This window comes from Pseudomonas sihuiensis (assembly GCF_900106015.1).
GTDB classification, from domain to species: domain Bacteria; phylum Pseudomonadota; class Gammaproteobacteria; order Pseudomonadales; family Pseudomonadaceae; genus Aquipseudomonas; species Aquipseudomonas sihuiensis.
Genome location: NZ_LT629797.1, coordinates 5,162,116 through 5,183,388, shown reverse-complemented (window position 1 = coordinate 5,183,388; position 21,273 = coordinate 5,162,116). Strand labels below are relative to the sequence as shown.

Sequence of the window (21,273 nt, the reverse complement as noted above, 5' to 3'; positions counted from 1 at the left end):
TACAATCGCCGCTCGTTTTGCTCAAGTATCAGGATGACCCGATGATCGCTAGCCTGCGCCCTCTTTCTGCTCTTTTCCTGGCCGGCCTGCTCGCCGCCTGCGCCAGCTCGCCCTCCAACAACCTGGGCCAGCTGCCGCGCACGCCACAAGCCAGCATCGAGCAGATGCTCCAGCAAGCTGACGAGAGCAAGCCGGAACAGGCTGCCCTGCTGCGCCTGTCCGCTGCCGACCAGAGCTATCAGCAGAACGATGTGGCCCGCGCCACCCGCATTCTCGAGCAGATCGACATTGCCAGCCTGCAACCCGCGCAACAGATCTTCGCCAGCACCCTGAAGGCCGAGCTGGCAATGGCCCGCAAGCAACCCAAGAGCGCCCTGAAAGCGTTGCAACACCCCAGCTTCGAGCGCCTGGCTGAGCTGCCGGTGGAGCAGCAGATCCGCACCCAACTGGTCCGCGCGCGCGCCCTGGAAGCTGACGGCCAGACCCTGGCCGCCGCCCGCGAGCGCGTATTCATCGCACCGCTGCTGAGCGGCCAGGCCGCCGCCGACAACCACGAGAACATCTGGGAGCTGGTCTCCAGCCTGCCGCCACAAACCTCTGCCGGCGCCGACAGCGACCTGGCCGGCTGGCTGGAATTGGCTCGAGCGACCAAAAGCGGTGCCACCCTCGAACAGCAGCAAGCAGCCATCGACCAGTGGGTCGCACAGAATCCGCAACACCCGGCCGCCGAGCAGTTGCCCGAAGCACTGGGAAAACTGCGCGAACTGGCCAGCCAGCCGCTGACCCGCGTCGCCCTGCTGCTCCCCCAGGAAGGCCAGCTGGCCAGTGTCGCCCGCGCCCTGCGTGACGGCTTCCTCGCCGCCCATTACGAAGCTCAGCAGGCCGGGCAGAACCCACCGGAAATCAAGCTCTACGACAGCTCCCGGATTGGCTCGCTGGATGCCTTCTACCAACAGGCACAAGCCGATGGCGTACAACTGGTGGTCGGTCCGCTGGAAAAACCGCTGGTCAAGCAGCTCAGCGACCGCGAACAACTGCCAATCACCACCCTCGCCCTGAATTACAGCGACGCAGGCCAGGAAGGCCCGGCGCAACTGTTCCAGTTCGGCCTGGCCGCCGAGGACGAAGCCCGCGAAGTGGCTCGCCGCGCCTGGAATGACGGCATGCGCCGCGCCGTGGCACTGGTACCGCGTGGCGACTGGGGCGACCGCGTACTGGATGCCTTCCGTCAGAGCTGGCAGGCCCAGGGCGGTACCCTGATCGCCGCCGAACATGTCGACCAGCCGGTGGAACTGGCCCGGCAGATCGCCGATCTGTTCCAACTGCGCGAAAGTGAAGCTCGTGCGCGCCGCCTGCAGAACACCCTGGGCACCAGCCTGGATGCCCAACCGGCGCGCCGTCAGGACATCGACTTCATCTTCCTTGCGGCCACCCCGCAACAGGCCCAGCAGATCAAACCGACCCTGGCCTTCCAGTACGCCGGCGACGTGCCGGTCTACGCCACCTCGCACCTGTTCACCGGTGCCCATAGCCAGGCCCAGTACCAGGACCTGGAAGGCATCCGCTTCTGCGAAACGCCCTGGCTGCTCGACGCCCACGCGCCATTGCGCCAGGAAGTCAGCAATCAGTGGCCGCAGGCCGGCGGCAGCCTCGGCCGCCTGTATGCCATGGGAGTCGACGCCTACCGCCTGGCGCCACGCCTGGGCCAGCTCAAGGCCCTGCCGGACTCGCGCATCGACGGCCTGTCCGGCAGCCTCAGCCTCAATGCCACGCAGCGGATCGAGCGCCAACTGCCCTGGGCCGAGTTCCGTGGCGGCCAGGTTCAGCGCCTTCCTGACAGCATCAATTGAGCGCACACAACGATCTGGGGCGAGCCGCCGAACAGGCGGCTCGCCAGCATCTGGAACGTAACGGCCTGCGCCTGATCGAACAGAACTGGAGCTGTCGCCGTGGCGAGCTCGATCTGGTCATGCTCGACGGCGATACAGTAGTATTCGTCGAGGTCCGCGCCCGTCGCCACAGTGCCTGGGGCGGCGCCCTGGAGAGCATCGATGCGCGCAAGCGTGGCAAGTTGGTCATCGCCGCAGAACTCTTCCTTCAGCAACATTCACGCTGGGCCCGCTACCCCTGCCGCTTCGACGTGGTCGCCATCAGTACCGACGGTGCCACTCGCCTCGACTGGATCAAGAACGCCTTCGATGCCTGACGGCCGTAAATTCAAGGTTTAACCGATGGACATGCAATCCCGAATCCGCCAGCTCTTCCAAGCCAGCATCGACACCAAGCAGCAGGCCATGGAGGTTCTGACTCCATACATCGAGCACGCCAGCCTGGTGATGGTCCAGGCCCTGCTCAACGAGGGCAAGATTCTTTCCTGCGGCAACGGCGGCTCCGCCGGCGATGCCCAGCATTTCTCCTCCGAGCTGCTCAACCGTTTCGAGCGCGAGCGCCCCAGCTTGCCGGCCATCGCCCTGACCACCGACAGCTCGACCATTACCTCCATCGCCAACGACTACAGCTACAACGAGATCTTCTCCAAGCAGATTCGCGCACTCGGCCAACCGGGCGATGTACTGTTGGCGATTTCCACCAGCGGCAACTCCGCGAATGTCATCCAGGCCATTCAAGCTGCACATGATCGTGAGATGACCGTCGTCGCCCTCACCGGCCGCGACGGCGGCGGCATGGCCTCGCTGCTGCTGCCGGAAGACGTCGAAATCCGCGTTCCAGCCAAAGTCACCGCACGCATTCAGGAAGTCCATCTGCTGACTATCCACTGCCTCTGCGACCTGATCGACAGTCAATTGTTTGGGAGTGAAGAATGAAGCGTTCCGCCCTGATTCTGGCCGCCCTGGCCGTTACCCTGACCCTGGCAGGCTGTGGCAGCCGCAGCATCGGCAACAAGATCGATGACCAGTTCCTGGGTCCGGAGGTCGCGTCGCGCATCAGCAATGCACACGCCGACCTGTCCAGCCCGACCTCGCGCATCGTGGTCACCAGCTATAACGGCGTGGTGCTGCTCGCCGGACAAACCCCGCGCAGCGAGCTCAAGGATCGCGCCGCTCAGACCGCCCGTGGCGTACAGGGCGTGAAGAAGGTCTACAACGAGCTGCAGGTGCAGCAACCTGCATCCCTGCTGGCACGCAGCAACGATTCGCTGCTGACCACCAAGATCAAGACGCAGATGCTGGCCGACAGCAGCGTACCGAGCGCGCGGGTCAAGGTCGTGACCGAGAACGGCATCGTCTACATGCTCGGCCTGGTCACGCGCGAAGAAGCCAACGCCGCTACCCGCGTGGTACAGAGCGTATCGGGTGTGCAGCGGGTTGTGCGCCTGTTCGAATACACCAACTGATTCGAATGCAGAAACGACAAGGGCGCCCATGGGCGCCCTTTTCATTGCTCACTTGACCACTTTCAGACTTGGCCGGCCGCTGGGACGCGACGGCTCGCCGCCGGAAGGCCCATCATCATCCGGCTCTGGCTCTTCTGGACCACCCGCAACCGACGGCTCCATATCGAAGACCATACCTTGACCGTTCTCCCGCGCGTAGATCGCCAGGATCGCCGCGGCCGGAATGTACAGGCTGTGCGCAACGCCACCGAAGCGCCCTTCGAAGCTCACCGCCTGATTGTCCATATGCAGGTGCCGCACAGCGCTGGGCGAGGCATTGAGCACGATCTGGCCATCACTGGCGAAGCCTGGTGGCACCTGCACGCCCGGGTACTCGGCACTGACCAGCAAATGTGGCGTGCAATCGTTATCGACGATCCATTCGTAGAGGGCGCGAACCAGATAGGGGCGACTGGAATTCATGGTTTCCTCCTTCTCAGCGCATCGCGCGCTCGGCAGCAGAAAGACTGGCCTGAAAGGCCTCACGGACGAACTGACGCTCCATATAGTCGAGCAGCGGCTTGGCCGGACGCGGCAACTCGATACCCAGAACCGGCAAACGCCAGAGAATGGGCAGCAGGCAGCAATCCACCAGACTCAGCTCGTCACTGAGGAAGAATGCCTTGTCCGCGAACAGCGGCGATACACCGGTCAGGCTCTCGCGCAGCTCCTTGCGCGCCAGTTGGCGCTCGGCCTCCTTGCTGCGCTTGTCGAGAATACGATCGACCAGCACGCACCAGTCACGCTGGATACGGTGCATCAGCAGACGACTGTTGGCGCGAGCAACCGGATAGACCGGCAGCAGCGGTGGATGCGGGTAACGCTCGTCCAGATACTCCATCACCACGGACGATTCGTACAGCGCCAGGTCACGATCGACCAGCGTTGGCACACTGCCATAGGGATTGACCTCGGCAAGCTTGGGCGGACAACGGCCCTGCTCGACATCGATGATCTCGACGCTGACACCTTTCTCGGCGAGCACCAGACGCACGCGATGGGAATAGTGGTCGGCGGGGTCGGAGTAGCAGGTCAACCTATTGGTCACCGCCATGGCGATCCTCCTCGCTTTTTTTGATTTTGCAGAAACACGAAGAATTGCCCAAGGCAATTCTTGAAGTTGCAAGTGACGACACCGCAAGGTGGCCACCTGGAATGGCAGAGCATAAAAGCCTGCGCGCCCATAAGGGCGCGCAGGTGTATGCAGAGAACTGCAACGGCTTAATGCACGTCCTTCCAGTACTCACGCTTGAGCAGGTAGGCGAACACGAAGAAGAACGCCAGGTACAACAGCACATAGGTGCCGATGCGCTGGGACTTCAGCTTGACCGGGTTGGCCGAGTAAGCCAGGAAGGTCACCAGGTTCTTGATCTTCTCATCGAACTCGGCCTCGCTCAGCTTGCCGGTATTCGGCTCTACGGTCAGCTGATCGCAGGCTTCGTGAGTGATCGGTGCGCCAGTCAGCGGGTCGAACTGCTTCTTGCCATCAGTGACGACCTGAACCTGCTTGCAGCCGATCACCTGCTTGCCCTGCAGACTGACCAGCACGTTCGGCATACCGACGTTCGGGAACACCTTGTTGTTGGCGCCCAGCGGACGGGATGGGTCGTCGTAGAAGGTACGCAGGTAGGTGTACAGCCAGTCGTTGCCACGCACACGAGCGACCAGAGTCAGATCAGGCGGCGCCGCACCGAACCAGGCTTTGGCGTCGTCCGGCTTCATGCCGATCTTCATGTGGTCACCGATCTTGGCGTCGTTGAACACCAGATTGTCGAGCATGATTTCGTGCGGGATGCCGAGGTCATCGGCAACACGCTCGTAACGCTGGTACTGGGCGGCATGGCAGCCCATGCAGTAGTTGGCGAACGTACGCGCGCCGTCCTGCAGAGCAGCCTGGTCGCGCAGATCGATGTCCACCTTGTCCAGCGGATAGTTACTGGCAGCGCCCATGGCCAGAGCCGGCAGCGCAGCGAAAACAAATGCAGCGAAGAGCTTTTTCATCAGCCAGTCACCCTTTCCGGAACCGGTTTGGTCTTCTCCATCCTGGTGTAGAACGGCATCAGGATGAAGTACGCGAAGTACAGGAAGGTGCACACCTGCGACAGCAGGGTACGACCCGGAGTCGGAGCCAGCACGCCCAGCACGCCGAGGATGACGAAGGAGATGCAGAACACCAGCAGCCAGATCTTGCTCATCCAACCCTTGTAGCGCATGGATTTGACCGGGCTACGGTCGAGCCAGGGCAGCACGAACAGAACGGCGATGGCTGCACCCATGGCGATGACGCCGAGCAGCTTGTCCGGCACCGCACGCAGAATCGCGTAGAACGGCGTGAAGTACCAAACCGGGGCGATGTGCTCAGGGGTCTTGAACGGGTTCGCCGCTTCGAAGTTCGGCTTCTCGAGGAAGTAACCGCCCATTTCCGGGAAGAAGAACACCACGAAGCAGAACACGAACAGGAACACCACTACGCCGACGATATCTTTCACGGTGTAGTAAGGATGGAAGGCGATGCCATCGAGCGGCACACCGTTCTCGTCCTTGAGCTTCTTGATGTCGACGCCATCCGGGTTGTTCGAACCGACTTCGTGCAACGCCAGGATGTGCAGTACGACCAGGCCAAGCAGAACGATCGGCAGTGCGATCACGTGCAGGGCGAAGAAGCGGTTCAGGGTGATGCCGGAGATCAGGTAGTCACCACGGATCCACTGGGTCAGGTCGTCGCCGATGACCGGAATGGCACCGAACAGCGAGATGATCACCTGGGCGCCCCAGTAGGACATCTGGCCCCAGGGCAGCAGGTAGCCCATGAAGGCCTCGGCCATCAGCACCAGGTAGATCAGCATGCCGAAGATCCACACCAGCTCGCGCGGCTTCTGGTAGGAGCCGTAGAGCAGACCGCGGAACATGTGCAGGTAGACCACCACGAAGAACGCCGAGGCGCCGGTGGAGTGCAGGTAGCGCAGGATCCAGCCGTACTCGACGTCACGCATGATGTATTCGACGGAGGCGAACGCGCCTTCAGCCGAAGGTTCGAAGCTCATGGTCAGCCAGATACCGGTAACGATCTGGTTGACCAGCACCAGCAGAGCCAGCGAGCCGAAGAAATAGAAGAAGTTGAAGTTCTTCGGGGCGTAATACTTGGAGAGATGGTCTTCCCACATCTTGGTGGCGGGGAAGCGCGCATCCACCCATTCCATGAATTTGCTCATCACGCGTTCTCCTGGTCCACACCGATGATGATCACATCATCCGTTTCGTAGGTGTGCGGCGGCACTGGCAGGTTCAGCGGTGCAGGCTGCGCCTTGTACACGCGACCGGCGAGGTCGTAACGCGAACCGTGGCAAGGGCAGAAATAACCACCCACCCAATCCGGGCCCAAGTCTGCCGGGGCTACTTCCGGGCGGAAGGACGGCGCACAACCCAGGTGGGTGCACAGGCCTACCAGAATCAGCAGCTCTGGTTTGATCGAGCGGGTTTTCTTGTCCACGTACTCCGGCTGCACGGAGGCAGCGGACTCGGGATCGGCGACGCTGCCTTCGATCTTGGTCAGATTGGCCAGGATCTCCTCGGTACGGCGCACGATGAACACCGGCTGACCGCGCCACTCAGCAACCATCTGCTGACCTGCCTCGATCTTGCTGACGTTCACCTTCACCGGTGCACCGGCCGCCTTGGCCTTGGCACTGGGGAACCATGACCCCACGAACGGAGTCGCAGCACCTACCGCTCCTGCTGCACCCACCACGGAGGTGGCTGCAACCAGGAAGCGACGCCGGCCTGCATTCACGCCGTCATTGCTCATTCAGTCGTCTCCCATCAGCTTTGTGGCCTGTTGTTCAGGCCTCTACTAAGTAAAAATCGGGCCGCGCAAAAAATTCGCCAAATGGTAAAGAAAAGCCCCTTTTCTGACAAGGTAATTACCCCCGAAGAGACTGGCGAAAGCCTTGACGCGTGCGGCTTGCGCGTCTGCGGCACGTTGTCGCAGCACTTTGCCACGCCCATAAAAAACGCCCAGCTCCGTAAGGAAACTGGGCGCTTTTGGAAGCGTAGTCGCGATTAACGCTTCGAGTACTGCGGACGCTTACGCGCTTTACGCAGACCGACTTTCTTACGCTCGACTTCACGGGCGTCGCGAGTGACGTAACCAGCTTTACGCAGCGGGCTGCGCAGGGTTTCGTCGTACTCAATCAGAGCGCGGGTGATGCCGTGACGGATGGCACCAGCTTGACCACTGACACCACCACCAGCAACGGTGACGAAGATGTCGAACTTCTCGACGGTCTCGGTCAGCTCCAGCGGCTGACGTACGACCATGCGAGCAGTTTCGCGACCGAAGAAGGTATCCAGGGTGCGATTGTTGATCGAGATGTTACCAGTACCCGGACGCAGGAAAACGCGCGCGGTTGCGGTCTTGCGACGGCCAGTGCCGTAGTTTTGAGTCGCCGACATAATGAACTATTCCGTTAAATCTTCAGTTCTTGGGGCTGCTGAGCAGTGTGCGGGTGAACTGCACCCTTGTACACCTTCAGCTTACGGTACATGTCGCGACCCAGCGGGTTCTTCGGCAGCATGCCTTTGACCGCAGTCTCGATCACGCGCTCAGGAGCACGAGCGATCAGCTTCTCGAAGTTGATCTCTTTGATGCCGCCCGGGAAACCGGAGTGGGAGTAGTACTTCTTGTCGCTGGCTTTGGCACCAGTTACACGCACCTGCTCGGCATTGATCACGACGATGTAGTCGCCGGTATCAACGTGCGGGGTGTACTCAGGCTTGTGCTTGCCACGCAGACGGCTCGCGATTTCGGTGGCCAGACGACCCAGGGTCTTGCCAGCAGCATCAACGACGAACCAGTCGCGTTTTACTGTTTCCGGTTTAGCAGTAAAAGTTTTCATTCTTTATAGCCTCAGGGGCCGCCCAGCAAAAATAGACGGCGGATCTTACTGGATAGTGCGTACTTTGACAAGTCAAAGGCAGCCGCATACGGACGCTATCGGGGGCTCGGGTCAGCGCGTCCACAATACGGCAAGATTCTTCGGCAGGCGGCGCATCACTTCCACCGCAGAAAGAGGTGCCGGATTATCCTGATTGCGAAAAAAATTTCAACCTGCTTGTATGACTCTTTTGCCAAAGGAGTACTCCATGGAATACCGCAAGCTGGGCCGAACCGATCTCGATGTCAGCGCACTGTGCCTGGGCACCATGACCTGGGGCGAGCAGAACAGCGAGAGCGAAGGCCATGCTCAGATCGAACGAGCCAAGGCCAGCGGCATCAACTTCATCGATACCGCCGAGATGTACCCGGTGCCGCCGCGCGCCGAAACCTACAGCAAGACCGAGCAGATCATCGGCAGCTATTTCAAGCAGCGCGGCGACCGCGCTGACTGGATTCTGGCCAGCAAGATCGCCGGCCCCGGCAACGGCATCAGCCATATCCGCGACGGCCAGCTGAAATTCAATCGCCAGCACATCGTCGCCGCCCTGGATGCCAGCCTCAAGCGCCTGCAAACCGACTGGATCGACCTGTACCAACTGCACTGGCCGGAGCGCCCGACCAACTTCTTCGGCCAGCTCGACTACAAGCACAAGGACGTTGATTTCACGCCGCTGGAAGAAACCCTGGAAGTGCTCGACGAGCAGGTCAAGGTCGGCAAGATCCGCCATATCGGCCTGTCCAACGAAACCCCGTGGGGCACCATGAAATTCCTGCAGTTGGCCGAAAGCCGTGGCTGGCCGCGCGCAGTGTCGATCCAGAACCCTTACAACCTGCTCAACCGCAGCTTCGAAGTGGGTCTGGCGGAAGTGGCGATTCGCGAGCAGTGCGGCCTGCTGGCCTACTCACCGCTGGCCTTCGGCATGCTCAGCGGCAAATACGAAGGTGGTGCCCGTCCGGCTGGCGCACGCATCAGCCTGTTCAGCCGCTTCGCCCGCTACACCAACCCGCAGTCGGAAGCGGCCTGCTCACGTTACGTGGCTCTGGCCCGCGAGCACGGCCTGGACCCTGCGCAGATGGCCCTGGCCTTCGTCACCGCGCAGCCCTTCGTGACCAGCAACATCATCGGCGCCACCAGCCTGACGCAACTGGATAGCAACCTGGCCAGTGCCGAGCTGAAGCTCTCTGAAGAAGTGCTCGCGGCTATCGAAGCGATCCACAAGGCGCAACCCAACCCCGCACCTTAAAAGAGAGAAGGCTGATCGCGCCTGGCATCGCGTCGCGAAGCCAGGCGATCGGCCAGGCGAGTCAGTTCGGGCAGGCGGTGGCGCCTGACACAGGCCATGACCAGCTCCGGGGCACGTTCGAGGCTGACCCGGTTGCCCGGCGAGATGATCAGCGGCCGTACGCGGTCTTTACTGCGCAGCACCCAGCCAATTTGCTCGCCCAGCCTGTTCAGCAGCTCGACACGAGCCCCGCGCGCCTCGGCCAGCTCGGCGTGATGCCCCGTGAGAATCTTCTTGGCCACACCAATGGTCGGCAAGCCGCTGACCACGCCCAAATGCGCGGCGATGCCCAGGCCGCGCGGGTGGGCGATGCCATGGCCGTCGACGAAGATCAGATCCGGCTCCTGCGGCAAGCCAGCCAAGGCCTGCAGCAAGGCCGGCAGTTCGCGAAAGGACAGCAGCCCTGGCACGTAGGGCATGCTGGTGGGGATGCGCGCCACGCATTCGGCCAGCGGTTCCAGAGTATCGGCGTCCAATAGCACCGCGGCAGCGCGAGTGATGGCGCCGCCCTCCTCGAAGCCGACATCCACGCCCGCCAGGTGACGTAGCGGCGGATAATCGTCTTCCAGTCGCACTTGCCGGGCCAGTTGCGTCTGCAACTCGCGCGCAGCCGCCGGGCTGCCGTCCCAGTCCGCGAACGGGAATGCAGCCAGATCGCTCAATGGGGTCATGAAGCTCTCCAGACATTTCTGCCTTGGAGCCGCAGGACGACGCCTGAGTTCGCCCCGCGAATTACACCAGCGAGCGGGAAATGATCTCCTTCATGATCTCGTTGGTACCGGCGTAGATGCGCTGCACCCGCGCATCGGCCCAAGCGCGCGCCACCGGATATTCCCACATGTAGCCGTAGCCGCCGTGCAGCTGCACGCACTCGTCGAGCACCTTGCACTGCAAATCGGTGGTCCAGTACTTGAGCATCGCCGCCGTCGGCACATCGAGCTTGCCTTGCAGGTGCAGCTCCAGACAGCGGTCGATGAACACCCGACCGACCTGAATCTCCGTCGCCATCTCGGCGAGCTTGAAGCGGGTGTTCTGGAAGTCCGCCACGGCCTTGCCGAATGCCTTGCGCTCACGGGTGTAATCCAACGTCCACTGCAGCGCGGCCTCCGCCGAAGCCAGGGCACCGATGCCGACGGTCAGGCGCTCCTGCGGCAGCTCCTGCATGAGGTAGGCGAAGCCCATGCCTGGCTGCCCCAGCAGATTCTCCTTGGGCACGCGCACATCCTGGAAGAACAGCTCGGAGGTGTCCTGCGCCTTCATGCCGACCTTCTCCAGGCGCTTGCCCTTGGAGAAGCCCGGCGTGCTGGCTTCTACCAGGAACAGGCTGGTGCCCTTGGCACCCGCCTTGGGGTCGGTCTTGGCCACGACGATAACCAGATCGGCCAGCCAGCCATTGGTGATGAAGGTCTTCGAGCCGTTGATGACGTATTCGTCACCATCGAGCACGGCGGTGGTCTTCACGCCCTGCAGGTCGGAGCCGGCGCCCGGTTCGGTCATGGCGATGGCCGTGACCATTTCACCGCTGACCAGCTTGGGCAGGTAGTGCTGCTTCTGCGCCTCGCTGCCGTAATGCAGGATGTAGGGCGCGACGATGTCCGAATGCAGCGAGAAACCGATACCGGTCAGCCCCAGGCGCCCGATCTCTTCGATCACCACGGTGCTGTAGAGAAAGTCGGCCGCCATGCCGCCGTACTCTTCGGGGATATGCGAACACAACATTCCCGCCTCGCCTGCCTTGTTCCATAGCGCGCGGTCGATATGCCCGTCCTTTTCCCACTGATGGTGATAAGGCACGGCTTCCTGCTCGAGAAACTTGCGCACGCTGTCGCGAAACAGTTCATGGTCGGAGCTGAATAGAGTTCTGGGAATCATGGCGCTACCTGTGTCTGGGGCGGGAGGAAAAGCATGGCCTCGACTTTAGCCAAGCAAACGCTTGGTCGCACTGGACACAAGCGCCAAAAAATAAGACGATCCAGCCGCTACATGACCACTTAGCCTTGAACAAGAATAAATACTTATGGTTATTCCAGAGCCGCGCACGGCGTTGCGCCGTGTCAGCATTCTCGCCACCGACGGCGTCTTCGCCTCCACCCTGATGCAAGCCAAGGACTTCTTCCACATGGCTGGCATTCGCTATGCCAAGCAGCAGGGCCTGGGCTTTGAGCCACCGTTCGACATCCATCTGGTCAGCCCGGATGGACTGCCCGTAAACAGCTTCAGCAAGGTCAAGGTGCCGGTAGACGGCGGTCTGGACAGCTGCGACGTGATCATCCTGCCTGCCTTCTGGGACGATTTCGACGCACTCAGTCGTCGTTATCCACAGGTACTGGACTGGCTCAAACGCCAACATGCCAGCGGTACGGCGATCTGCGGCGAGGCCAGCGGGGTGTTCTGGATGGCCGAAGCGGGACTGCTAGACGGCAAGGAGGCGACCACTTACTGGCGCTTCTTCCGCGAGTTTGCCGAGCGCTTCCCCAAGGTGTTGCTCAATCAGGATAAGCACCTGTCCGATGCCGACAACCTGTACTGCGCAGGCGGCGTCACCTCGGCCTGCGACCTCTATATCTATCTGATCGAGCGTTATTGCGGCGCCGGCGTGGCCCAGGGCGTGGCACGCGACATTCTCTACGAGGTACAGCGCAGCTATACGCCGGGGCGCATCGGCTTCGGCGGGCAGAAACTGCACCAGGACGTCACCGTGCTGCAGATCCAGCATTGGCTGGAGGAGCACTATGCCGACAAGTTCCGTTTCGAGGACGTGGCCCGCGAGCACGGCATGAGCATCCGCAATTTCATGCGTCGCTTCCAGAGCGCCACCGGCGACAAGCCCCTGCACTACCTGCAGCGCCTGCGCATCGAAACCGCCAAGAGCCTGCTGTCCTCCACCCGCAAGAGCATCAAGACCGTCAGCTACGAGATCGGCTACGACGATGCCAGCTTCTTCGCACGCCTGTTCCGCCAGCACACGGGGCTGTCCCCCAACCACTACCGCCGTCAGTTCCAGCAGCAGCCCCAGTGAAATCGCGCAGGCGCCGTTCGCCGCGCCTGCGGCGATTCGGTAACGCCTTGCACTAGACGATCTGTCTACCAACCCGCCACACCCACCAGAAGATTGGGTATCAGCCCAACCCGCTGCCAGTAGAGTGCTTACGTGGTCGGCCCGCCTACGCGTGGCAGACACGCAAGACCGTGCGCTGGATGCGCCTCTACAACAACAATAACGATGGAGAACGCCATGGGAATCTCTCGTGCGCTGCGCCTGTGCGCCATTGCATCGCTGGTGCTACTGACAGCCTGCACCCCGATCAAACGCTTCGGCGCCAACCAATCGCTGCGTTTCATGGAAAACAACCTGGTCGGCCCCATGCTCGAAAGCCATGACGCCGACATGGCCTGTTATTCCGGCGCGTCCGTCGCCCCCCTCATCCAGTCCACCAGCGGCATGGGTGCCGACAACCAGCAGTTGCTGACCCTGCTCTACCTCACCGCCGCTACCTGTGCCGAGCAGACCGCCTTCGAGCAGGAGCTGCGCTACCTGCGCGCCTCACGCAGCAAGCAGGTCGAAGAGGCACAGGATGCACGCATCACCCAGAAGCGCTATGCCGAGCTGGCAGCACGCCGCCAATACCAGTCGTACCGGAACTTCGCCAACTACTACGAGCAGCGCTTCGACATCCGCATCGGCGACAGCTGCCCGACTTTCGACCAGGACATCGACGAACTGATCTACCTGCTGGGCCTGATCCAGGGCCTGCAAGCCATTCAGAACGACATCAACTCGCAGAACGCCGTCGGCGTGCCCAAGGACATCGCGGCCAAGACCGAGCGTGCCATGACCTGCCTGGACAACGAGAAGTGGTGGGGTGCCCCGATGGCGGCGCGCGCCCTGGTCTGGAACATGCTGCCGGGCAGCGGTGAGGGGCAGAATCCCTGGCAGGTGCTCGAGCAGTCGCGACAGATCGGCGAGCGTCGCGGCGTACGCCTGGCCCACGCCCTCTACGTGATCTCCGCCACGGCGAAGAACGATGAGCAGCACCTGCGCAGCGCGCTGAGGGCCTTCGGCTCGACCCAGGCGGGGAACAGCAGCTTCACCCTCAACGAGTCGTATGCCCAGGTCGATGCCATCAGCAGCAGCACCGTCATGAACAATGCCGATCGCTACTGGACGACCAATGCCGGCACACGCACGCCAATCGGTGGCCTGCTGCGTTTCTGGGACGAGAAGCAGCAGCCGGTCGATACCGGCATCGAGATCGACGACCTGCTCTAGTCAGCTCGTTACAAGCCTTCCTGCCTCAGCGGCATGACCCGGAGTATCCGCCATGAAGTGTTCCAACCTAGCCGCCACTGCTCTGCTCAGCCTGACGCTGGGCGCCGCCCCCCAGGCCTTCGCCCAGAGGATCTGCGTGTTCGACATCCTTGGCGCCCAGGGCGACATCTACAGCCTGATGAAGGACTACCAACTGGCTGCCAACAATTTCGGCGCCAGCCTCGAACTCAAGCCCTACACCGACGAGAAAATCGCTGCAGAAGACTTCAAGGCCGGGCAATGCGATGGCGTGATGATCATGGGCTTGCGCGCCCGTCAGTTCAACGGTTTTACCGGCAGCCTGGAAGCACTGGGCGCCCTGCCCAGCTACCAGGCCCTGGAAACGGTGATCACCACCCTGAGCTCGCCCCGGGCCAGCAAGTTCATGACCAGCGGCCCCTACGAAGTGGCAGGCATCGTGCCCATGGGCGCGGCCTACCTGTTCGTCAACGACCGCACCATCGACAACATCAGCAAACTGTCGGGCAAGAAGTTCGCGATCATGGACTACGACAATGCACAGGCGAAGATGGTGCAACGCATCGGCGCCCAGCCAGTCGCCTCCGATGTCACCAACTTCGCCGGCAAATTCAATAACGGCTCGGTGGATGTGGTCGGCGCACCGGCGGCGGCCTACAAACCGCTGGAACTGCAGAAGGGCATGGGTGAACGCGGCGGCGTGGCGCGCTTCCCGGTGCTGCAACTGACCTACCAACTGGTCATCCGTCCTGAGCGATTCCCCGAAGGCTTCGGGCAGCAATCACGCGAGTTCGCCCTCAGCCAGTACAGCCGCGCCATGGACATCATCACGCAATCGGAAAGCGAGATCGACGGTCACTACTGGATCGACATTCCGCCCGAGGACATGGAGAAGTACACCGTGATGCTGCGTGAGGCGCGCATTTCGCTGACCGAGGAAGGCATCTATGACAAACGCATGATGGCGGTGATGAAGCGCGTGCGCTGCCAGATCGACTCAGCCGATGCCGAGTGCGCCCAGAGCCTCGAATAACAATAACGAAACGGGGAGCGTGCACGCCCCCCCGGCCTCCGCCCTGACCGTAGAGCCTGCCATGCCTATTGCCTCGACCATGACCAGCGCTGATCAGCCTGCACCAGCCCAGACGTTCAAACGCCCTCTGTTTGGCCGATGGCTTGCAACCCTGCCGGTCTTCCTCCTGCTGACCCTCACTCTGGTCATCGGCACCGGGGAAATGCTGCATGGCCAACTTCTGCGCATGGGCGAGCGTCTGTTCGGTGACCCGGCTGCCGGCGTGCAGTACTTCATGCTGCGCGCCGACCCGGTGACCCCGACCTGCGACCCCGCCCCCGACATCGATGCGCTGCTGGCCAGGCAACCGGCCCAGGCCAGCAGCGATATCGACGACCTGTTCGATGCTGCCGAGGTCGATCCGCAAGCGCAGCGCAGCGCCCTGGAGCGTGCCGCTCAACTCTGCGCGCAGCGGCATACGCTGCACGCGGCCGTCGTCGCGCACATGACGCCTGAACTGAAACTGTTCCGCAGCCTGGAGACCTCGTTCTTCGGCATCTTCCGCTTTGGCACCGACAACCGCGCCCTGCTCCTGTTGCTGCTCATAAGCATCGCCGGCGTCACCACCACCCTGCGCCGTCATCACATCTCGCTGCGCCCCGCCAAGACCCGGCTCGATCATCGCGTCTCGGCTGCCGGTATGGTCATCGCCAACGCCTTGCTGGTGTTTTCCTGCAGCCATTACCTGCATACCCTGCTCAACGCCGACCTGCCACTGAGCAGGCCCTATCTCAATGGCTTGTGGATCGCGCTGTTCAGTTGCCTGTGCCTGATCAGCGCCTACCACCTGCTGAAACCACCGGCAGACGCCAAACCTGGCGGCAACCTGGGGCTGGCACTGCTCGCCACACCGCTCTACGCCATCATGGCGATCAGCTCCTTCACCTCGTTCTCGCTGCAGGGTCACTATGGCGGCATCGCCATCTACCTGGGCCAGCTCGTCGAGCTTTCGGGCATCTTCCTCAACCTGGCCCTGTTCATCTGGGCCGGCATGCTGCTCAAGCAGACCAATGTGGTCGACCGCTTCCTCGATCTGGTCCGCCCCTGGCGTCTGTCGCCGGAGCTGCTGACCTGGATCCTGCTGATCTGCGCCGCCGTGCCGACCGCCTACACGGGCGCCTCGGGCATCTTTGTCATCGCCGCCGGGGCCATCATCTACCGCGAAGTGCTGCTCTCCGGGGGCCGCCGTCAATTCGCCCTGGCCGTCTCGGCGATGTCCGGCTCGCTCGGCGTGGTACTGCGCCCCTGCCTGCTGATCGTGGTGGTCGCAGCACTGAACAAGCAGGTGACCACGGCCGAACTGTACAACTGGGGGATCGCCATTTTCGTCCTGACCTCGTCGCTGTTCTTCACCGCCTCGCAGGTGCTGCGCCAGCAACCAATCAACATCGCCCACCCACGTGACGCCATACCCGCCATGGCCCGCGCTGTGGTGCCGGTGGCACCCTACATTCTCATCGCCATCGGGGTGGTCTGGGTCTACAGCTACCTGCTCGACACCCGCCTGAACGAGTTCACCGCACCGGTGATGCTGCCGGTCATCCTGCTGGTGGTGCTGATCTTCGACAAGCTGCGCGGCGAGTCACTGGTGGAAGCTCCGAGCGCCCGCCCCCTCGAGAACGATCAAGGCAACAGCCAGCGCAACTTCACCCAGGCCGTGGGCGCCGCCACTTACGACACCGTCGGCCATATCGGCGCACTGACTCTGCTGATGGCCTTGTCGGTATCCACTGGCGGAGTGATCGAACGCTCCGGTCTCATGGAGCTGATCCCGCAGGACTTCCAGAGCATCTGGCTGGCACTGACCGCCTTGATGGTGGTGCTGTTCCTGATCGGCATGGTGATGGACGCCTTTGGCGTGGTGATCCTGGTATCGGCCACCATTGCGCCGATCGCCTATGCCAACGGCATTCACCCGGTGCATTTCTGGATGATCGCCCTGACCGCCATGGAACTGGCCTACCTGTCCCCGCCCGTGGCGCTGAACCACCTGCTAGCCAGACAGGTAGTGGGCGAGGCGGAAATCGCCGCCGCCAACGAGGAGGTGCGCGACAAGGGTTTCTACTACCGCTATGAGCGCTGGATCCTGCCGATGACGGTGATGATCGTGGCGCTGCTGATCGTCACCTATGGCGGTGAACTGATCGTCGAGCACGGTGCGCAGACGCTGGAGCTGTGGCGTAGCTGGCTGCCACAGTGATCGCACAGCGCCCGTCCCGGACAGGGCGGGCGCTGGTTTTCAGGGCCGGTGTGGGCGCGAAAGGAATTCGTGCGACTGCATTTCCAGCAGACGACTAAGCGTGCGCTGGAACTCGAAGCTCAAGCGGCCGCCGGTGTAGAGATCCTTGAGCTCCACCTCGGCAGAGATGATCAGCTTGACGTTACGGTCGTAGAACTCATCCACCAGGTTGATGAAGCGGCGTGCCATGTCGTCCTTGGCCACGCTCATCTGCTCGACATTGGCCAGGATCACCGCATGGAAGATCTTGCCCAGCTCGATGTAGTCGTTCTGGCTGCGCGGGCCGTCGCAGAGCTCGCGGAACTCGAACCAGGCCACGTCCTCGCACACCCGCACGGCGTGGATCGCGCGGTTCTCGATCATCAGCGCCTCGTTCTCCACCATATGAGTGCAGTCCGGCAGCAGGCTCTGGAAGCTCTTGCGCAGGCTGTCTTCAGCTGCCTGGCCAAGCGGGAAGTGGAACAGCTCGGCCTGCTCCAGCGCGCGCAGGCGATAGTCGACGCCGCTGTCGACGTTGACGATATCGGTGTGCTCCTTGAGTAGGGCGATGGCCGGCAGGAAGCGCGCGCGCTGCAGGCCGTCCTTGTACAGGCCATCCGGCACGATGTTGGAGGTGGCCACCAGAGAAACACCGTTCTTGAACAGCTCTTCCATCAGCGTGGCGAGAATCATGGCATCGGTGATATCGCTGACGAAGAACTCATCGAAGCAGATCACCCGCGCCTCGTCGGCGAAGCGCTTGCCGATGATCGTCAGCGGGTTCTTCTCGCCCTTGAGGGTCTTCATTTCCTCGTGCACGCGCTTCATGAAGCGGTGGAAGTGGGTGCGCATCTTCTGCTCGAACGGCAGCGCATCGAAGAAGGTGTCAACCAGATAGGTCTTGCCGCGCCCGACACCACCCCAGAAATACAGGCCCTTGACCGGCCCCTGCGGCTTCTTGCCGAACAGCTTGCCCATCAGCCCGGATTTGCCCTGGTCACGCGCGATCAGATCGTCGTACAGACGCTGCAGATGGCGGACGGCATTTTCCTGGGCCGCATCATGGAAGAAGTCGGGCCGCTTGAGATCGGCCTGATAACGCTCGAGAGGAGTCATGATTCGTTAGAGCCTGTTCAAAGTCTGCTGCGCGTCGGGCCTGCTGCGTTAGAAACAGGCTCGGAATGCTCATGTACACCAGTACACTCTGCTTCCTCGCCTGTCTCTGCCTTGCATGCCTCTAGCTCGCGAGCCTTTCAACAGGCTCTCGGCCGGCAAGTAAAAACGGGGGCGTCACTTTAGCGACGCCCCCGTTGATTGGCAATCATGGCCGTAGCCCGGATGCAATCCGGGGGATACTGGCGGTGCTCGCCCCGGATTGCATCCGGGCTACTTCATTCCTGCGGCGCCAGCGCCTCACGCAGACGGGCGATGGCATCTTCCAGCGCCTGGCCATCGGCGAACTCTGGACTGCTCGCCACGCTTTCACCGTCGACCCAGACCGAGAACACCTGGCCTTCGGCGCGCACATCCAGCGGCTCGCCGGATTGCAGGCGCTTGTTGATCATGCCGGCCGACTTGCCATCGGCGAAGGATTTCGACAGCAGCAGTTGCTCGCCATCGGCATCCAGCAGACGGAAGCGGAAGCTACCGTCTTCATCGCGGAAGCTGACGAAGCGCGCGCTCTTGGCGGCTTTCTTCTTCTCGCCAGTAGCAACCTGCACCTGTTCACGGAACGAGCGCAGGCCCACGGCCTCGCGTAACTCGCCGAGGAACGGCGTGGCGATCTTGCGTGCCTTGGCTGCACCAGCGAGGAGAATGTCTTCCAGGTCGGCCGGCCGAGCGATCAGCGCGTTGTAGCGCTCACGCGCCTCGCCCAGGGTGTCTTCGAGCAACTGGTACAGTCGATTCTTCGCCTCGCCCCAGGCCAGGCCACCTTCCAGCTCGGCACGGAACTCGGTCTGCTGCGCGTGGCTGGCGAAGGCCTGGTACAGGGTGAACAGGTGCGAACCCTCGGCATCCTTGGGCTCACCCGGCAGTCTGGAGTCGGTAACGATGCGCGCCACGGCGTCCTTGAGCTGCTTGGCGCTGCCAAACAGCGGGATGGTGTTGTCGTAGCTCTTGCTCATCTTGCGCCCGTCGAGGCCAGGCAGCGTGGCCACTTCCTCCTCGATCACCACCTCGGGCAGCACGAACATATCCTTGCCCTTGCCGAACAGATGGTTGAAGCGCTGGCCGATATCGCGCGCCATCTCCACGTGCTGGATCTGGTCACGACCGACCGGCACCTTCTGCGCGTTGAACATCAGGATGTCCGCCGCCATCAACACCGGATAGCTGAACAGGCCCATGGTCACGCCGGCATCCGGGTCTTCGCCCTGTTCGACGTTCTTGTCCACCGAAGCCTTGTAGGCGTGGGCACGGTTGAGCAGGCCCTTGCCGGCGACGCAGGTGAGCAGCCAGCACAGCTCGGGAATCTCGGGGATGTCGGACTGGCGGTAGAAGGTCGCCTTGTCGGTATCCAGGCCCAGCGCCAGCCAGGTGGCTGCGATTTCCAGGCGCGAGCGCTGAATGCGCGCCGGATCATCGCACTTGATCAGCGCGTGGTAGTCGGCGAGGAAGTAGAAGGAGTCCATCTGCGGGTCGCGACTGGCAACGATGGCCGGGCGGATGGCGCCAGCGTAGTTGCCCAGGTGCGGTGTGCCGGTGGTGGTGATACCGGTAAGGATACGGGTGGTCATAACGTTCGCTTAGAAATGGCTGAAAGGCTTACAGGCGAGGCAACAGCAGATCCTTCAGATCCGTCAGCTTGCCGTGAAAAAAGTGACCGCATTCTGCCACTTTCAGCAGCTCATGGGCACGCCCGAGATTGGCCGACCAGTCATATACGGCCTGTGGCTCGACCACTTCGTCGGCATCAGGCTGGATCACCACCAGCGGGCACTGGCTGGCCGGCGGCGTCTCGGCGGTCAGGCGATGCACCGCCGGCGCCACCATGAACAGCTTGCTCGGCACCTGGCCTTGCGCTTCCAGGCGCGCACCCAGCGCCGCGGCGACGAAGCCGCCGAAAGAAAAGCCGAGCAAGGTGATGGGCAGATTCGGGTACTCCTCCTTGAGCCAAGCAGCCACCGCTTCGGCGTCGTCCACCTCGCCGGTACCCATATCGTGGCTGCCGGCACTGGCGCCGACACCGCGATAATTGAAACGCAATGTGTGATATCCACAGTCACGCGCGGTGCGCTGCAAGGTGCTCACCACCTTGTTGAGCATGGTGCCACCCTGTACCGGGTTGGGATGACAGACCAGCGCCACGCCTCGGGCGTCCGCTACTTCCAGCAGAAGGGCTTCGAGTTGACCCACCGGGCCTTGAATGAAAAGAGGGGTTTCGCGACTGAGCAACACTGAACTCCGTGACCCCGCAACGGGTCGACTCGTCTAGCAAACTGCCTGCGAGGTAAACGTATACAGCGCAGGTTCGAGCCGCTAACGTAAAGCAAAGCCGTTTTGAGAGGAAGGACTCGTGGAACAGACCGTTACAGCCTGGTTGATACCCGCCCTGACCCTGGTGGTCGGCATCGCCGTGGGCTTTCTGCTCGCCCGCCTGGCCCCCAATGCTGCACCGGGCCGTACGCAGCGGCAGATGGATGAAATGCAGGCACGCTTCGAGGCCTACCAGAACGAAGTGGTGACCCACTTCAACACCACCGCCAGCCTGGTGAAGAAACTCACCCAGAGCTACCAGGACGTGCAGGAGCACCTGTCCGACGGTGCCAACCGCCTGGCCCTGGATGAGCTGACCCGTCAGCGCCTGCTAGCCACCCTGAACAGCACAGAAGCCGGCGAAAAGCGCGAGCGCCTGACTCCGCCGAAGAACCACGAGATGCCCAAGGACTACGCGCCGAAAAGCGACGGCCCCGGCATGCTCGACGAGAGCTACGGGCTGAAGAAGTAACCCGCCAGCCAGAAATACCGAGCCCCGCGATTGCGGGGCTTTTTATTGGGCAAACATTGCAGGAGCGAGCGGTCGGCGCCTTGCCTGGCCGGGAATGAAAAAGCCCCGCTAATAAGCGGGGCTCATCATGCTG

Annotated in this window: 22 protein-coding genes; 10 read left to right on the top strand and 12 right to left on the bottom strand. The window is 62.2% G+C overall.

The genetic code is table 11. The features are described from left to right. Nucleotides 1-41: 41 nt before the first annotated feature. The 4 genes from BLT86_RS24195 to BLT86_RS24180 are packed head-to-tail and all read left to right on the top strand — an operon-like array spanning nucleotide 42 to nucleotide 3,355. Nucleotides 42-1,850, top strand: a complete 1,809-nt coding sequence (locus BLT86_RS24195) for a penicillin-binding protein activator (RefSeq protein WP_092380071.1) — start codon at nucleotides 42-44, stop codon at nucleotides 1,848-1,850. After that, a complete protein-coding gene (locus BLT86_RS24190) occupies nucleotides 1,847-2,206 on the top strand; it encodes a YraN family protein (RefSeq protein ID WP_017678958.1) in 360 nt (119 codons plus the stop codon). Before BLT86_RS24195 ends, BLT86_RS24190 begins: the two co-directional genes overlap by 4 nt. Nucleotides 2,207-2,231: 25 nt before the next feature. Next, nucleotides 2,232-2,825, top strand: coding sequence for a phosphoheptose isomerase (locus BLT86_RS24185; protein ID WP_017678957.1), 594 nt, complete (start codon nucleotides 2,232-2,234; stop codon nucleotides 2,823-2,825). Beyond that, entirely contained in the window at nucleotides 2,822-3,355 is a 534-nt protein-coding gene (locus BLT86_RS24180; RefSeq protein WP_021488097.1) for a BON domain-containing protein, read from the top strand. Before BLT86_RS24185 ends, BLT86_RS24180 begins: the two co-directional genes overlap by 4 nt. Nucleotides 3,356-3,403: 48 nt before the next feature. Here BLT86_RS24180 and BLT86_RS24175 read toward each other — a convergent pair whose 3' ends face one another. The 7 genes from BLT86_RS24175 to rplM all read right to left on the bottom strand — a co-directional run bounded on the left by BLT86_RS24175 (nucleotide 3,404) and on the right by rplM (nucleotide 8,289). After that, complete coding sequence (locus BLT86_RS24175; protein ID WP_017678955.1) at nucleotides 3,404-3,817, bottom strand: ClpXP protease specificity-enhancing factor; 414 nt, start codon at nucleotides 3,815-3,817, stop codon at nucleotides 3,404-3,406. A gap of 13 nt (nucleotides 3,818-3,830) precedes the next feature. Next, nucleotides 3,831-4,448, bottom strand: a complete 618-nt coding sequence (locus BLT86_RS24170; protein ID WP_021488096.1) for a glutathione S-transferase N-terminal domain-containing protein — start codon at nucleotides 4,446-4,448, stop codon at nucleotides 3,831-3,833. Nucleotides 4,449-4,615: 167 nt separating this feature from the next. Then, entirely contained in the window at nucleotides 4,616-5,395 is a 780-nt protein-coding gene (locus BLT86_RS24165) for a cytochrome c1 (protein WP_021488095.1), read from the bottom strand. After that, the gene (locus BLT86_RS24160) at nucleotides 5,395-6,606 is read right to left on the bottom strand and encodes a cytochrome b (protein ID WP_021488094.1); all 1,212 of its coding nucleotides are present in this window, start codon (nucleotides 6,604-6,606) and stop codon (nucleotides 5,395-5,397) included. Before BLT86_RS24160 ends, BLT86_RS24165 begins: the two co-directional genes overlap by 1 nt. After that, nucleotides 6,606-7,199, bottom strand: coding sequence for a ubiquinol-cytochrome c reductase iron-sulfur subunit (gene petA / locus BLT86_RS24155; protein ID WP_021488093.1), 594 nt, complete (start codon nucleotides 7,197-7,199; stop codon nucleotides 6,606-6,608). The genes BLT86_RS24160 and petA overlap by 1 nt, the downstream gene beginning before the upstream one ends. Before the next feature lie 254 nt (nucleotides 7,200-7,453). Beyond that, a complete protein-coding gene (gene rpsI / locus BLT86_RS24150) occupies nucleotides 7,454-7,846 on the bottom strand; it encodes a 30S ribosomal protein S9 (protein ID WP_003459292.1) in 393 nt (130 codons plus the stop codon). A 14-nt stretch (nucleotides 7,847-7,860) separates the two neighbouring features. Then, a complete protein-coding gene (gene rplM / locus BLT86_RS24145; RefSeq protein WP_017678951.1) occupies nucleotides 7,861-8,289 on the bottom strand; it encodes a 50S ribosomal protein L13 in 429 nt (142 codons plus the stop codon). Between the two features lie 247 nt (nucleotides 8,290-8,536). Between rplM and BLT86_RS24140 the strand changes: the two genes are divergently transcribed. Beyond that, nucleotides 8,537-9,574, top strand: a complete 1,038-nt coding sequence (locus BLT86_RS24140) for an NADP(H)-dependent aldo-keto reductase (protein ID WP_092380069.1) — start codon at nucleotides 8,537-8,539, stop codon at nucleotides 9,572-9,574. Here BLT86_RS24140 and nfi read toward each other — a convergent pair. Further along, complete coding sequence (gene nfi, locus BLT86_RS24135; RefSeq protein ID WP_017678949.1) at nucleotides 9,571-10,284, bottom strand: deoxyribonuclease V; 714 nt, start codon at nucleotides 10,282-10,284, stop codon at nucleotides 9,571-9,573. The two genes, BLT86_RS24140 and nfi, sit on opposite strands and share 4 nt — an antisense overlap. Before the next feature lie 61 nt (nucleotides 10,285-10,345). After that, the gene (locus BLT86_RS24130; protein ID WP_017678948.1) at nucleotides 10,346-11,485 is read right to left on the bottom strand and encodes an acyl-CoA dehydrogenase family protein; all 1,140 of its coding nucleotides are present in this window, start codon (nucleotides 11,483-11,485) and stop codon (nucleotides 10,346-10,348) included. A 247-nt stretch (nucleotides 11,486-11,732) separates the two neighbouring features. Here BLT86_RS24130 and BLT86_RS24125 point away from each other — a divergent pair, with 247 nt between their 5' ends. From BLT86_RS24125 to BLT86_RS24110, 4 genes are all read left to right on the top strand, one after another. Continuing rightward, on the top strand, nucleotides 11,733-12,632 hold the full coding sequence (locus tag BLT86_RS24125) for a GlxA family transcriptional regulator (RefSeq protein WP_162237608.1): 900 nt from the start codon (nucleotides 11,733-11,735) through the stop codon (nucleotides 12,630-12,632). 216 nt (nucleotides 12,633-12,848) lie between these two features. Continuing rightward, nucleotides 12,849-13,883: a hypothetical protein gene (locus BLT86_RS24120; protein WP_017678946.1), complete on the top strand. Its 1,035-nt coding sequence runs from the start codon at nucleotides 12,849-12,851 to the stop codon at nucleotides 13,881-13,883. 52 nt (nucleotides 13,884-13,935) lie between these two features. After that, complete coding sequence (locus BLT86_RS24115) at nucleotides 13,936-14,934, top strand: putative solute-binding protein (protein WP_092380067.1); 999 nt, start codon at nucleotides 13,936-13,938, stop codon at nucleotides 14,932-14,934. Nucleotides 14,935-14,995: 61 nt separating this feature from the next. Further along, the gene (locus BLT86_RS24110) at nucleotides 14,996-17,173 is read left to right on the top strand and encodes a TRAP transporter large permease subunit (protein ID WP_017678944.1); all 2,178 of its coding nucleotides are present in this window, start codon (nucleotides 14,996-14,998) and stop codon (nucleotides 17,171-17,173) included. Nucleotides 17,174-17,212: 39 nt separating this feature from the next. Here the strand turns inward: BLT86_RS24110 and zapE are convergent, their stop codons facing one another. The 3 genes from zapE to BLT86_RS24095 all read right to left on the bottom strand — a co-directional run bounded on the left by zapE (nucleotide 17,213) and on the right by BLT86_RS24095 (nucleotide 20,587). Beyond that, a complete protein-coding gene (gene zapE / locus BLT86_RS24105; RefSeq protein ID WP_017678943.1) occupies nucleotides 17,213-18,307 on the bottom strand; it encodes a cell division protein ZapE in 1,095 nt (364 codons plus the stop codon). A 275-nt stretch (nucleotides 18,308-18,582) separates the two neighbouring features. Continuing rightward, complete coding sequence (locus BLT86_RS24100; protein WP_017678942.1) at nucleotides 18,583-19,929, bottom strand: tryptophan--tRNA ligase; 1,347 nt, start codon at nucleotides 19,927-19,929, stop codon at nucleotides 18,583-18,585. A gap of 28 nt (nucleotides 19,930-19,957) precedes the next feature. After that, the gene (locus tag BLT86_RS24095; RefSeq protein ID WP_017678941.1) at nucleotides 19,958-20,587 is read right to left on the bottom strand and encodes an alpha/beta hydrolase; all 630 of its coding nucleotides are present in this window, start codon (nucleotides 20,585-20,587) and stop codon (nucleotides 19,958-19,960) included. A 121-nt stretch (nucleotides 20,588-20,708) separates the two neighbouring features. On the opposite strand from BLT86_RS24095, the gene BLT86_RS24090 reads away from it, so the two are divergent. Continuing rightward, nucleotides 20,709-21,140: a YhcB family protein gene (locus tag BLT86_RS24090; RefSeq protein WP_003459282.1), complete on the top strand. Its 432-nt coding sequence runs from the start codon at nucleotides 20,709-20,711 to the stop codon at nucleotides 21,138-21,140. Nucleotides 21,141-21,273: the final 133 nt, after the last annotated feature.